General features: G+C 53.6%; 14 protein-coding genes. 6 read left to right on the top strand and 8 right to left on the bottom strand.

Annotated elements, in window-relative coordinates:
• Positions 1-63 precede the first annotated feature (63 nt).
• Together SK39_RS12355 and trmL are read left to right on the top strand one after the other, a co-directional pair.
• Positions 64-1,404 (top strand): MFS transporter, encoded by a 1,341-nt coding sequence (locus SK39_RS12355; protein WP_003837645.1) that lies wholly within the window; start codon positions 64-66, stop codon positions 1,402-1,404.
• 46 nt (positions 1,405-1,450) lie between these two features.
• On the top strand, positions 1,451-1,924 hold the full coding sequence (gene trmL, locus SK39_RS12350) for a tRNA (uridine(34)/cytosine(34)/5-carboxymethylaminomethyluridine(34)-2'-O)-methyltransferase TrmL (RefSeq protein ID WP_003844544.1): 474 nt from the start codon (positions 1,451-1,453) through the stop codon (positions 1,922-1,924).
• 86 nt (positions 1,925-2,010) lie between these two features.
• Here the strand turns inward: trmL and cysE are convergent, their stop codons facing one another.
• The 5 genes from cysE to SK39_RS12325 form a co-directional block, all read right to left on the bottom strand.
• Positions 2,011-2,832, bottom strand: coding sequence for a serine O-acetyltransferase (gene cysE / locus SK39_RS12345; protein ID WP_003024160.1), 822 nt, complete (start codon positions 2,830-2,832; stop codon positions 2,011-2,013).
• 78 nt (positions 2,833-2,910) lie between these two features.
• Positions 2,911-3,930 (bottom strand): NAD(P)H-dependent glycerol-3-phosphate dehydrogenase, encoded by a 1,020-nt coding sequence (gene gpsA, locus SK39_RS12340; protein ID WP_003844543.1) that lies wholly within the window; start codon positions 3,928-3,930, stop codon positions 2,911-2,913.
• Positions 3,930-4,397 (bottom strand): protein-export chaperone SecB, encoded by a 468-nt coding sequence (gene secB, locus SK39_RS12335; RefSeq protein ID WP_003024155.1) that lies wholly within the window; start codon positions 4,395-4,397, stop codon positions 3,930-3,932. Before secB ends, gpsA begins: the two co-directional genes overlap by 1 nt.
• A 46-nt stretch (positions 4,398-4,443) precedes the next feature.
• Positions 4,444-4,695, bottom strand: coding sequence for a glutaredoxin 3 (grxC, locus tag SK39_RS12330; protein ID WP_003844542.1), 252 nt, complete (start codon positions 4,693-4,695; stop codon positions 4,444-4,446).
• 52 nt (positions 4,696-4,747) lie between these two features.
• Complete coding sequence (locus SK39_RS12325) at positions 4,748-5,179, bottom strand: rhodanese-like domain-containing protein (protein ID WP_003024148.1); 432 nt, start codon at positions 5,177-5,179, stop codon at positions 4,748-4,750.
• A gap of 249 nt (positions 5,180-5,428) precedes the next feature.
• Here SK39_RS12325 and gpmM point away from each other — a divergent pair, with 249 nt between their 5' ends.
• The 3 genes from gpmM to SK39_RS12310 are packed head-to-tail and all read left to right on the top strand — an operon-like array spanning position 5,429 to position 9,205.
• A complete protein-coding gene (gpmM, locus tag SK39_RS12320) occupies positions 5,429-6,973 on the top strand; it encodes a 2,3-bisphosphoglycerate-independent phosphoglycerate mutase (RefSeq protein ID WP_048217054.1) in 1,545 nt (514 codons plus the stop codon).
• A 33-nt stretch (positions 6,974-7,006) separates the two neighbouring features.
• Positions 7,007-8,266, top strand: a complete 1,260-nt coding sequence (gene envC, locus SK39_RS12315; RefSeq protein WP_230122419.1) for a murein hydrolase activator EnvC — start codon at positions 7,007-7,009, stop codon at positions 8,264-8,266.
• Between the two features lie 3 nt (positions 8,267-8,269).
• Positions 8,270-9,205 (top strand): divergent polysaccharide deacetylase family protein, encoded by a 936-nt coding sequence (locus SK39_RS12310; protein ID WP_048217053.1) that lies wholly within the window; start codon positions 8,270-8,272, stop codon positions 9,203-9,205.
• Here SK39_RS12310 and SK39_RS12305 read toward each other — a convergent pair whose 3' ends face one another.
• The 3 genes from SK39_RS12305 to kbl form a co-directional block, all read right to left on the bottom strand.
• Positions 9,206-10,243: a glycosyltransferase gene (locus SK39_RS12305; RefSeq protein WP_003844540.1), complete on the bottom strand. Its 1,038-nt coding sequence runs from the start codon at positions 10,241-10,243 to the stop codon at positions 9,206-9,208. It abuts the gene before it with no gap.
• Positions 10,244-10,435: 192 nt separating this feature from the next.
• Positions 10,436-11,461 carry an L-threonine 3-dehydrogenase gene (tdh, locus tag SK39_RS12300; protein ID WP_003024132.1) on the bottom strand — a complete coding sequence of 342 codons (1,026 nt, stop codon included), beginning with the start codon at positions 11,459-11,461 and terminating at the stop codon, positions 10,436-10,438.
• 9 nt (positions 11,462-11,470) lie between these two features.
• Entirely contained in the window at positions 11,471-12,667 is a 1,197-nt protein-coding gene (kbl, locus tag SK39_RS12295; RefSeq protein ID WP_003837635.1) for a glycine C-acetyltransferase, read from the bottom strand.
• A 215-nt stretch (positions 12,668-12,882) separates the two neighbouring features.
• Between kbl and rfaD the strand changes: the two genes are divergently transcribed.
• Positions 12,883-13,815, top strand: a complete 933-nt coding sequence (gene rfaD, locus SK39_RS12290) for an ADP-glyceromanno-heptose 6-epimerase (RefSeq protein ID WP_003827312.1) — start codon at positions 12,883-12,885, stop codon at positions 13,813-13,815.
• Positions 13,816-13,820: the final 5 nt, after the last annotated feature.

Genomic DNA, 13,820 nt, shown 5'->3' with positions numbered 1-13,820 from the left:
ATATACAAGCTAATACAAGGGCGAAATATACAGATAACAACCATCATAACGGGCGAGGGTAACATGGCTTATTCCGGAAAAGTGAATATCCAGCAGGCGATAGATGACAGTCCTTTTTCGCGCTTCCACTGGGTCATTATTGTCCTGGGTTTTCTGGTCCTGGCCATCGACGGCTTCGATACGGCGGCGATGGGCTATATTGCGCCCACGCTCTCAGCCGACTGGGGCATCAAGAAACAGGATCTCGGACCGGTGTTAAGCGCCGCGCTATTGGGCCTGTCATTTGGTGCACTGCTGGCCGGGCCGATTTCCGATCGTATGGGCCGTAAACGCGTGCTGGTCTTTTCCTGTCTGTTTTTTGGCCTCGCCAGTCTGGGAACAGCCTATGCCCAGACGCTGAATATGCTCACATTTTGGCGCTTTCTCACCGGGCTGGGTCTTGGCGCGGCAATGCCCAATGCCATCACCCTGGTGTCAGAATTTGCACCAAAACGCTGTCGTTCAATGGCGATTAACACCATGTACTGCGGCTTTCCGTTAGGGGCAGCAGGCGGCGGGGTGATCTCCTCCTGGCTTATCCCCAACTACGGCTGGCACAGCGTCCTGCTTGCCGGTGCGATCGCCCCGCTGGCCCTCACCGTATTGTTGGTGCTGTTCCTGCCGGAGTCGGTGAAGTATCTGGTTCACCGCGGTAAAGGGGTTGCACAGGTTAAACGCATTGCTCAACGCTTTATGTCGGGAAGTCTGGAACAGGTTACCCAGTTTTATCTGGATGAAGACCGCGTCACGGTCAAAAAAGGCAGCGTGGCACAGCTATTCAGTATGCCCTGGCTGCCGGGCACGCTGATGCTCTGGATGACCTACTTTATGGGATTGGTTATCTATTACGTGCTGCTGAGCTGGATGCCAACGCTGATGCTGGGAATGGGCTATCCGCTGGCTGAATCCGCCTGGCTGACGTCACTGTTTACCTTCGGCGGTACTGCGGGGATCCTGCTGGCCGGTTGGTTAATGGATCGCTGGGAAGCACATAAAGTGGTGTCACTTGGCTTTATTCTGACGATGCTGTTTGCCCTCGCTCTCGGGTTTGAACATAACCATATCATCCTGTTCGGCGCACTGATCTTCCTGATGGGGATTACCATGAACGGCGCGCAGTCCGGGCTGCAGACGCTGGCCGCCACGTTTTATCCAACCCACTGCCGCGCAACGGGCATTGCCTGGATGCAGGGCGTGGGCCGCTTCGGTGGCGTAGCCGGAACGATGATGAGCGCCCAGTTGCTTTCCCTGCAATGGCAGGCAGACAGTATATTAATGTTCCTCAGCCTTCCGGCGCTGATTGCGGCTGCCGCAACGATTTACAAACTGCAACGCTATAAACCGCACGCGCTGACCGTCGCATAGTACCCGCTCTTTCTGCTATTCTGCCCCCCGTTATCAAGGGGGCAGTATGCTTAACATCGTTTTATTCGAACCAGAAATCCCGCCAAATACCGGCAATATTATCCGTCTTTGCGCCAACACCGGCTTTCGTCTGCATATTATTGAGCCAATGGGCTTTACCTGGGACGACAAGCGCCTGCGTCGCGCGGGGCTGGATTACCATGAGTTTACCGCCGTGCTGCGCCACCCTGATTACACCAGCTTCGTCGCCGCAGAAAACCCGCAACGTCTGTTTGCCCTGACCACCAAAGGTACGCCAGCGCATAGCGCGGTAAGCTATCAGGATGGGGATTATCTGATGTTTGGCCCGGAAACTCGCGGTCTGCCATCCAGCATCCTCGACGCGCTGCCAGCCGAACAAAAAATTCGAATTCCGATGATGCCGGACAGTCGCAGCATGAACCTGTCAAATGCGGTGTCGGTGGTGGTGTATGAGGCCTGGCGCCAGTTAGGTTATCCTGGCGCGGTATTGCGTAGTTGATTTTTGTCGGATGGCGGCTGACGCCTTATCCGACCTACGAGATTTGTAGGCCCGGTAAGCACTGCGCCGCCGGGCATAGCTCGAAATCAGATGCCATCGCCGTATTCGAAAGTATGATGTATCCCGTTGAAATGCTGATCCATATCCATAGACGGTTTATCGCTATCAGGCTTACCGACGATGCGTGCAGGTACGCCTGCCGCAGTGGTATGCGGGGGTACCGGTTGTAAAACCACGGAACCTGCGCCAATCTTCGCGCCGCGCCCGACTTCAATGTTGCCGAGAATTTTTGCTCCCGCGCCAATCATTACACCTTCACGAATTTTCGGATGACGATCGCCGCCGGCTTTACCGGTCCCGCCGAGCGTGACGGATTGCAGAATAGAGACATCATTTTCAATCACTGCCGTTTCACCGACCACAATGCCGGTTGCGTGATCGAGCATAATCCCACGGCCAATTTTTGCCGCCGGATGAATGTCTACCTGGAAGGTAACGGACACCTGATTTTGCAGGAAGATCGCCAGCGCCTGACGCCCCTGATGCCACAGCCAGTGACCGATACGGTAGGCCTGAAGCGCATGAAAACCCTTCAGGTACAGAAGTGGGGTGGAATATTTATCGACAGCCGGGTCACGCGTACGTACCGCCTGAATATCACAGGCCGCTGAGGCAATCATTTCAGGATCGGCGGCATAGGCCTCTTCCACGACTTCGCGAATCGCAATGGCGGGCATGATTGGAGAAGCGAGTTTATTCGCCAGCATATAGCTTAGCGCACTGCCGAGATTTTCATGTTTGAGCAGCGTTGCGTGGTAAAAACTGGCCAACATTGGCTCACATTCCGCCAGTGCCCGGGCTTCCGCTTTAATGTTTTTCCAGACGATATCCAGTTCTTCACACGGCATTGCGTACTCCAGAAGGTAGCAAAACGACCGACCCGTTCTTCGCGGGTCGGGTCGTTAGATTGAAACGGTTCCTTACGGCTAGTGGCTGCTTCGCTCGTCCTTGCGCGCACGACCTAATAACGTCAATGCTGCCTCGCGCGCGTTTTTTCCGCAATACAATACTTGATAAATTTCCTCGGTTATTGGCATCTCGACACCAAAACGGTGCGCCAATTCACGAACTTCTTTCGTATTGCGATAGCCTTCAACCACCTGACCAATCTTGTCCTGCGCGCCCTGCACGTCCATACCCTGGCCGAGCATCATGCCAAAACGACGGTTACGCGACTGGTTGTCGGTACAGGTCAGCACCAGATCGCCTAAACCCGCCATCCCCATAAAGGTGGCAGGATCGGCACCCAGCGCCGCGCCAAGGCGAGACATTTCGGTCAGTCCACGGGTGATCAATGCGGTACGCGCATTCGCGCCAAAACCGATGCCGTCAGACATCCCCGCACCAATCGCAATGACGTTTTTCACCGCGCCGCCAAGCTGCACGCCAATGAAATCCGGGTTGCTGTAAACGCGAAAGCTTTTGCCGCAGTGCAGCAACTGCTGGAGATCGTCAGCAAAGGCGTCGTCCGTCGAGGCCAGAGAAATCGCCGTCGGCATGCCCGCAGCCAGCTCTTTGGCGAACGTCGGGCCGGAAATAACCGCCAGTGGAATTGAGTCCCCCAGCGCTTCACGCGCGACGTCCTGCAGCAGACGCCCCGTTTCCGCCTCCAGACCTTTTGTCGCCCAGACCAGTCGTGCGTCAGGACGCATCAATGGTTTGATGTTTCGCAGCACTTCGCCAAAGACGTGGCTCGGCACCACCACCAGAATATTACGACTGGCGGCCAGCGCAGTGGCTAAATCACTTTCCAGGCGCAGTGTGTCAGGAAAAGGCACATCAGGAAGGAACGCGACGTTGCAGCGATCGTGCTCAAGGGTCGCGATATGTTTCGGATCATGGCCCCACAGGACAACCTGATGGCCATTTCTTGCCAGGGTGATGGCAAGAGCGGTGCCGTACGAGCCGGCACCAATCACAGTCATTGAAGCATTACTTTGGTTCATCAGGCATCCTGATGTTCTTCAGTACCTTCGCCAGCCTGCTGCTGTAAATAGTTCATGAACAGCGCATCAAAGTTGACCGGCGCAAGGTTCAGTTGCGGGAACGTACCGCGTGATACCAGGCTGGTGATGCATTCACGGGCATACGGGAACAGAATGTTCGGGCAGTATGCGCCCAGGCAATGCGCCATCTGAGTCCCTTCGATACCACTGATGGAGAAAATACCGCCCTGCTGAACTTCGCACAGGAACGCAGTTTCTTCACCAAGAGAAGCCGTTACAGTGACACGCAGCACTACTTCATACACGTCATCTGCCAGTTGGGTAGATGCGGTATCAAGATCAAGTTTAACCTCTGGCTGCCAATCTTTCTGGAAAACATGCGGTGCATTTGGCGCTTCGAAAGACACATCCTTGGTATAGATACGTTGGATCTGGAAAGCCATTTCAGTGTTATTTTGTTCTGACATGTTTAGAAAACCCTTAGTGTTGTCCTTTAAATACTTTCAGTACGCCTTATTGCAGCAGGGGATCCAGTCCACCACGCGCATCCAACGCATACAAGTCGTCACAACCGCCAATGTGCTGTGCATCAATAAAAATCTGCGGAACCGTCGTACGGCCACTGCGCTTGATCATCTCTTCACGCTTTACGGCATCGCCGTCAATCGGAAGCTCCTGGAAACTCACACCCTTGCTGTTCAACAGCGCTTTTGCGCGATGGCAAAACGGGCAGGTTGCTTTGGTGTAGATCTCAATATTGGCCATGACTTATCTCCAGTGTTCTTTTTACCCTGCGGCATGAAAGAAGACGGGTAAATTACTTGCCGCGAACCAGTGGCAGATTCTCACCACTCCAGCCCGCTACGCCGTCTTTCAGTACGGATACCTGCTCAAAACCGGCTTTAATCAGCGCAGTTGCTGAATCCTGGCACTGCATGCCTGAACCATCAACCACAATCACAGGTTTGTTTTTGTGTTTTTCAAGTTCGCCAAAATTGTTGGCTTTGATTTCGCTCGGCAGCAGGTTAGTGGAGCCTGCGATATGGCCTTTGCGGAAGTCGTCGCGCTGGCGTAAATCCACAACAACGGCGTCTTCTTTGTTGATGAGACGTGTAGCTTCGCCGCGAGTAATCACCTTCACTTTTGAGGTCAGGCTCTTAAACGTGGTAAATAATACAGCCGCCAGTAACGCAATCCAGGCGATACTCAAGACAGGGTGGCGACTAACAAATTGCATAATTTCTTGCATGGGGGGTAACAACTCCCGACTCAGTGATTAAAAAAACCAGGAAAGGAGTATACCTGCGCGTTGGCGCAAATACAGCCAGAGCGTGCATTGGATTGCATTTTTGCGGGGCGCTACGGAAAAAAAAATGTAAATCGGTGTTCCCCCTGGCACGCGATCCCCCATTATTTGATCTTCGGGGGCTACTTTATCGATTCAGCTGTAGTAAAATTACGCAATTATTTTTTATCTCTTGAGTGTGAGGTTGTCGCAATGTCGGTTTCTAAAAAACCTATGGTACTGGTGATTCTGGATGGCTACGGCTATCGCGAAGACAGCCAGGATAACGCCATTTTTAGTGCTAAAACCCCGGTAATGGATGCGCTGTGGGCAAAACGTCCGCATACCCTGATTGATGCGTCTGGTCTGGAAGTCGGCCTGCCCGATCGCCAGATGGGCAACTCCGAAGTGGGTCACGTCAACCTGGGCGCGGGCCGTATCGTGTATCAGGAACTTACCCGTCTGGACGTTGAAATCAAAGAACGTACTTTCTTCGCTAACCCGGTGTTGACCGATGCGGTCGACCAGGCAAAAAATGCCGGGAAAGCGGTACACATCATGGGTCTGCTCTCTGCTGGCGGCGTTCACAGCCACGAAGATCACATCATGGCGATGGTAGAAATGGCCGCTGAACGCGGCGCTGAAAAAATCTATCTGCACGCTTTCCTTGATGGTCGTGATACCCCGCCGCGCAGCGCTGAACATTCACTGCAGAAATTTGAAGAGAAATTTGCCGCGCTGGGCACAGGCCGCGTAGCGTCCATCATCGGTCGTTACTACGCTATGGACCGCGACAACCGTTGGGATCGCGTAGAACAGGCTTACGATCTGATGACGCTGGCGAAGGGCGAGTTCCAGTTCGCTACGGCGGTTGAAGGTCTGCAGGCTGCTTATGCCCGCGACGAGAACGACGAATTCGTCAAAGCAACCGTGATCCGTGCCGAAGGTCAGGCAGATGCTGCTATGGAAGATGGCGATACGCTGATTTTCATGAACTTCCGTGCTGACCGTGCGCGTGAAATCACCCGTGCGTTTGTTAACGCTGATTTCGACGGCTTCGCCCGTAAGAAAGTCGTTAACCTCAACTTTGTGATGCTGACCGAATACGCGGCAGACATCAAAACTGCGGTTGCTTACCCACCAGCATCTCTGGCCAACACCTTTGGTGAGTGGATGGCGAAGAACGAAAAAACGCAGCTGCGTATTTCCGAAACTGAAAAATATGCGCACGTGACCTTCTTCTTCAACGGCGGCGTAGAAGAGCCGTTCAAAGGCGAAGACCGCATCCTGATCAACTCTCCGAAAGTTGCGACCTACGATCTGCAGCCGGAAATGAGCTCTGCTGAACTGACTGAGAAGCTGGTTGCAGCGATTGAGAGCGGTAAATACGACACCATCATTTGTAACTACCCGAACGGCGACATGGTTGGTCACACCGGGGTGATGGAAGCAGCGGTTAAAGCGGTTGAAGCGCTGGATCACTGCGTTGAGCAGGTGACTAAAGCGGTTGAGTCCGTTGGCGGCCAGTTGCTGATCACCGCAGACCACGGTAACGCAGAGCAGATGCGCGATCCGTCCACCGGTCAGGCACATACTGCACATACCAACCTGCCCGTTCCGCTGATTTATGTCGGTGGTAAGAACGTCAAAGCAGTCGAAGGCGGCAAACTTTCTGATATCGCCCCAACGATGCTGACGCTGATGGGTATGGAAATCCCGCAAGAGATGACTGGTAAGCCGCTGTTCATCGTGGAATAATCCCTCCCCATGAGGGGAAAGGCGATTAATACCATCACTCGGGCCGTGAAACCGCGTAAGTTTTCAGTCAGGCCCTTGTTCTACGCCAGCGCGCTTAGCGCTGGCGTATTGCTGTGCGCCTTTTCCGCCCACGCGGACGAACGCGACCAGCTCAAATCTATTCAGGCCGATATCGCGGCAAAAGAACGCGCGGTACGCCAACAGCAACAACAACGTTCCACTCTCCTCGCTCAGCTTAAAGCTCAGGAACAAGCCATCGCCGTTGCCGCAAGGCAGTTACGCGAAACGCAGAACTCACTGGCACAACTGAACGCGCAAATCGCAGAGATGAACGCAGCACTCGCGAAGCTGGAAAAGCAACGAGCAGCGCAAGAGCGCAGTCTGGCAGCCCAGTTAGACGCCGCGTTTCGCCAGGGTGAACACACCGGTATTCAGCTCATCCTTAGCGGCGAAGAAAGCCAGCGCGGACAGCGCCTGCAAGCCTATTTCGGCTACCTGAACCAGGCGAGGCAAGAAACTATCGCGCAGCTGAAACAAACCCGCGAAGAAGTCGACTCGCAAAAAGCCGAGCTGGAAGATAAGCAAAGCGAACAGCAGACGCTACTGTACGAACAGCGCGCTCAGCAGGCTAAGCTGGAGCAGGCGCGTAACGAACGCCAGAAAACACTGGCGGGTCTTGAGTCCTCGATTCAACAGGGCCAGCAGCAACTGGGCGAAATGCGCGCTAACGAATCCCGTCTGCGCAACAGCATTGCTCGCGCCGAAGCTGCGGCCAAAGCGCGCGCGGAACGTGAAGCGCGCGAGGCGCAGGCCGTACGTGATAAGCAGAAGGATGCGTCACGAAAAGGCTCGACCTACAAGCCGACCGAAAGCGAAAAATCACTGATGTCCCGTACCGGCGGCCTGGGTTCGCCGCGCGGCCAGGCATTCTGGCCCGTTCGTGGCCCAACACTGCATCGTTATGGCGAACAGCTGCAGGGTGAGCTACGTTGGAAGGGTATGGTTATTGGCGCATCCGAAGGCACCGAAGTTAAAGCCATTGCCGATGGTCGCGTCATTCTGGCGGACTGGTTGCAGGGCTATGGCCTGGTGGTCGTCGTTGAGCACGGTAAAGGCGATATGAGCCTGTACGGTTATAACCAGAGCGCACTGGTCAGCGTCGGTACGCAGGTTCGCGCCGGGCAGCCTATAGCACTAGTGGGTAGCAGCGGCGGTCAGGGCAGGCCGGCACTCTATTTCGAAATTCGTCGCCAGGGTCAGGCGGTCAATCCACAGCCGTGGTTGGGAAGATAAGTTTTGCCACAACAATTTCGTCGTCTACTACTCTCTCTCGCCAGCCTGCTGGCCTTCGCAACACCTGTTTTTGCTGGCAAACTCGCCATCGTCATTGATGATTTCGGCTATCGCCCACACACTGAAAACCAGGTACTGGCGATGCCTTCTACCATCTCCGTTGCCGTTCTGCCTAACGCCCCACATGCACGTGAAATGGCAATCAAAGCGCATAACAGCGGGCATGAAGTATTAATCCATCTGCCAATGGCGCCGCTGAGCAAGCAGCCGTTAGAGAAAGATACATTACGCCCTGAAATGAGCAGCGAAGAGATTGAGCGAATTATTCGCGACGCGGTAAGCAAAGTACCGAATGCGGTCGGTCTGAACAACCATATGGGCAGCGCGATGACCTCCAGTCTGTTTGGCATGCAGAAGGTGATGCAGGCGCTGGAGCGATACGATCTCTACTTCCTGGACAGCATGACCATTGGTAACAGCCAGGCAATGCGCGCAGCGTCAGGGACCGGTGTGAAAGTCATCAAACGCAAAGTCTTCCTGGATGACACGCAAAACGAAGCCGATATTCGCCGTCAGTTTAATCGTGCCGTCGAGCTGGCGCGCCGCAACGGTTCCGCAATCGCCATTGGCCATCCTCACCCGTCTACGGTTCGTGTCCTGCAGCAGATGCTGTATAGCCTGCCAGCCGACATCACGTTGGTTCGCCCAAGCAGCCTGCTCAATGAACCGCAGGTGGATACCTCCAGACCAAACCTCACGCCACCGAAGAACGGTATACCTGATGCGCCGCGTAATCCTTTCCGCGGGGTGAAATTATGCAAACCGAAGCAGCCGTTAGAGCCAGTGTACGCCAGCCGCTTCTTCAGCGTGCTCGGCGAAAGCATTACCCAAAGCACGCTGGTGCAGTATATGCGCCTGCAGTGGCAGGGCTGGCAATAATCAGTCTTTGCTATCCAGCGTTAAATGAGCCAGGCGGCGCGGCGTCAGTGCTTTATCGCGCCACTGGCTAAAGCGGATGGCCCACAACAGCACCTGATAACCCAGCTTAACGCTGCAAATATTGCTTACCATACGCTTGAACATACCTGACACGAATACTTCAGCAATCATGCGCTGGCGGATTTTCTCGTCCGGTTCTTTACGGATGCAATGACAAACGCGTAGCGCTTCATAAATCACCTGCTGTTTGAATTCCGGGTAAATGGGAATGCGCCCGGCGTAATCATGATTCATCTTATCCAGCAGACGGGTAATTTTGATGTAGTGGCGCTGGTAAGCGAGATTTTTCAGCCCGGTGCGCGGCAGACGGCTAACAGATGCGCCGTGCAGGAAGTATTTATACAGAGGGATTTCCGTGTAACGCGCGCGCTTCGCATTAAACATAAACTCCGTCGTCCAGATAATATCCTGGTGATGCAGGCCAGACAGGAAGGTCAGCCCCGCGTCGCGGATAGTCTGATGACGATAAACGCCCATCCAGACAACGTGTCGCCAACGGCGGCTGGCTAACGCTTTGCGTAACCAGTCTGGCCCGGTCATCACGCCGGTAGAACGAATACGATCGGTAGGAATGGATGCCCAGGTGTGGCCGGTTTCCGCAATACACCAATCAGCGTTGCACTGCGCAACATCCAGGTTGTCTTTCAGCGCCATAGTCATCAGCGTTTCATACATTTCCGGATAGGCAATATCATCGCCGTCTACGTACGCGATGTACTCCCCCCTGGCGACTTTCATCCCGGTATTGCGCGCCGCCGAAACGCCCCCATTGCGCTGGTGCAGCAGATGAACGTGTGGATAACGATCCGCATAAGACTGAGCAAGCTCCGCAGAGTTATCCGTAGAGCCATCATTAACAATGATGATCTCCAGGTTCTTCCAGGTTTGCGCAATCAGCGAATCCATACACGCAATGAACGGTTCACCCGTGTTGTAAAGCGGCATAATGACGCTCAGGAGACCAGGGATATAGGTCATATCAAATCCAGCCAGACAATAGAGTAATCGGCACTTTTTAGCATATTAAGCGGTAGATTTTCAGAAAAAATTATTAATTCTTTAGCGGAAAATGCGCCGGGCGGGAGAGATTGTGCAGGCAAAAAACGCCCCGGATGATTAATGATGATCAACATCCGGGGACAACACACAGAATCCACAGGGTGGATATGGTTAATCCCAGCTCAGGATCACTTTCCCTGACTGGCCTGAACGCATCGCGTCAAAGCCCTGCTGGAATTCATCGATAGAGAATCGATGGGTGATGATCGGCGACAAATCCAGACCAGACTGGATCAGTGCAGCCATTTTGTACCATGTCTCAAACATCTCACGACCGTAGATACCTTTAATAAACAGTCCTTTAAAGATAACTTTCGTCCAGTCGATGGACATATCAGATGGCGGAATACCCAGCATAGCAATACGGCCACCGTGATTCATGGTGTCCAGCATAGCGCGAAACGCTGGCGGCGCCCCGGACATCTCCAGGCCCACATCAAACCCTTCGGTCATACCCAGTTCAGCCATCACGTCGGTCAGATTCTCTTTCGATACGTTGACCGCGCGAGTGATACCCATTTTGCGCGCCAGCTCAAGGCGATACTCATTAACGTCGGTGATCACCACGTGGCGTGCGCCAACGTGCTTCGCGACCGCCGCCGCCATAATACCGATTGGACCCGCACCGGACACCAGTACATCTTCCCCAACCAGATCGAACGACAGCGCCGTGTGCACTGCATTACCGAACGGATCGAAGATAGACGCCAGGTCGTCGGAGATATTGTCCGGGATTTTAAATGCGTTAAATGCCGGGATCACCAGGTACTCCGCAAAGCAGCCCGGACGGTTTACACCGACACCGGTCGTATTGCGGCACAGGTGAGTACGTCCACCGCGGCAGTTACGGCAATGTCCGCAGGTGATATGACCTTCGCCTGAAACGCGATCGCCGATTTTAAAGCCTTTAACTTCCTGACCGATGCCAACAACTTCGCCGACATATTCATGCCCAACGACCATCGGTACTGGGATGGTTTTTTGCGACCATTCATCCCAGTTATAAATGTGAACGTCAGTCCCGCAGATGGCTGTTTTACGGATTTTAATCAGCAAATCGTTATGACCGACTTCCGGTTCAGGAACGTCAGTCATCCAAATGCCCTCTTCCGCTTTCAGTTTGGATAACGCTTTCATTTCACATCCTCAGGCAATAACGCCCAGTTGTTTACCAATGCGTGTGAACGCCTCAACAGCACGCGTAATCTGCTCAGGGGTATGCGCCGCAGACATCTGGGTACGGATACGCGCCTGGCCTTTTGGAACCACCGGATAGAAGAATCCGGTAACGTAAATCCCCTCTTTTTGCAGTTCACGAGCAAAGTCCTGCGCGATCACTGCATCACCCAACATCACCGGGATAATCGCGTGATCGGCACCGGCTAAAGTAAAGCCTGCGGCAGACATTTGCTCGCGGAACTGACGTGCGTTCGCCCACAGGCGGTCGCGCAGGTCGCTGCCTGCTTCAACCATTTCCAGCACTTTAATGGAGGCCGCAACAATCGCTGGCGCCAGTGAGTTGGAGAACAGATAAGGACGGGAACGCTGACGCAGCCACTCAACAACTTCTTTACGCGCTGCGGTGTAACCACCGGATGCGCCGCCGAGTGCTTTACCCAGCGTACCGGTGATGATGTCCACGCGACCCATCACGTCACAGTATTCATGGGAGCCACGACCATTTTCGCCGACAAAACCGACGGCATGGGAATCATCAACCATGACCAGCGCGTCGTATTTATCCGCCAGATCGCAAACGCCTTTCAGGTTAGCGATCACACCATCCATAGAGAACACGCCATCAGTGGCGATCAGGATATGACGAGCGCCCGCTTCACGTGCTTCTTTCAGGCGAGCTTCCAGTTCCACCATATCGTTGTTGGCGTAACGGAAACGTTTTGCTTTACACAGACGAACGCCATCTATGATAGAAGCGTGGTTCAGGGCATCGGAAATAATTGCGTCTTCTGCGCCCAGCAGCGTTTCAAACAGGCCGCCATTGGCGTCGAAGCAGGAAGAGTAAAGGATGGCATCTTCCATACCGAGGAATGCCGCCAGTTTTTGCTCCAGTTGCTTATGGCTATCCTGGGTACCGCAAATAAAGCGAACCGAAGCCATACCAAATCCGTGAGAATCCATACCCGCTTTTGCTGCTGCAATCAGTTCCGGATGATTAGCCAGTCCCAGATAGTTGTTCGCACAAAAGTTAATAACGTGGCTTCCGTCCGCCACGGTGATATCCGCCTGCTGGGCAGATGTAATAATGCGCTCTTCTTTAAACAATCCTTCCGCACGTGCGGTGTCGAGATCGTTGGTTAACTGTTTGTAAAAATCCCCACGCATTTCAATTCTCCAGACTGGGCAAATTTCAGCACATATTACCCAAAGCTATACGTTGATACGAGATGACGCATCATCACTTCTTCAAAATGAAGCATAAATCACGTGTACCCGCACGGCTTATCGGTGAATGGCTGAAGCCTGAGCCATGTAGTGATATGATAGAAAGTATTCGTGTCTGAGATTGTCTCTGACTCCATAATTCGAAGGTTACATTTATGATCATCGTTACCGGCGGCGCGGGCTTTATCGGCAGCAACATCGTTAAGTCCCTGAATGATAAAGGCATCACCGACATCCTGGTGGTGGACAACCTGAAAGACGGCACCAAGTTCGTTAACCTGGTGGATCTGAATATTGCTGACTACATGGACAAGGAAGACTTCCTGATCCAGATTATGGCCGGGGAAGATTTCGGCGATATCGAAGCTATTTTCCACGAAGGCGCATGCTCTTCCACCACCGAGTGGGACGGCAAGTATATGATGGACAACAACTATCAATACTCTAAAGAGCTGCTGCACTACTGCCTGGAGCGTGAAATCCCGTTCCTGTACGCGTCCTCTGCCGCCACCTATGGCGGTCGCACTTCTGATTTCATCGAATCCCGTGAATATGAGAAACCGCTGAACGTCTATGGCTACTCAAAATTCCTGTTCGACGAGTACGTGCGTCAGATCCTGCCGGAAGCCAACTCTCAGATTGTTGGCTTCCGCTATTTCAACGTCTACGGACCGCGTGAAGGCCATAAAGGCAGCATGGCGAGCGTCGCTTTCCACCTCAATACTCAGCTTAACAATGGCGAAACACCAAAACTGTTCGAAGGCAGCGAAAACTTCAAACGTGATTTCGTTTACGTTGGCGATGTGGCTGCAGTGAACCTGTGGTTCCTGGAAAACGGGGTATCCGGCATCTTTAACCTCGGTACTGGTCGTGCGGAATCTTTCCAGGCCGTTGCTGACGCAACGCTGGCGTACCACAAAAAAGGCAGCATTGAGTACATTCCATTCCCGGAAAAACTGAAAGGCCGCTACCAGGCGTTTACTCAGGCAGACCTGACCAACCTGCGCGCCGCGGGCTATGACAAGCCGTTTAAGACCGTTGCTGAAGGCGTAACGGAATATATGGCCTGGCTGAACCGCGACGCATAAGGCAG

The organism is Citrobacter sp. BIDMC107 (assembly GCF_001037575.1).
Lineage (GTDB): Bacteria > Pseudomonadota > Gammaproteobacteria > Enterobacterales > Enterobacteriaceae > Citrobacter > Citrobacter freundii.
The sequence above is the reverse complement of the archived record's forward strand: the minus strand, read 5'-3'. Positions and strand labels throughout refer to the sequence as shown.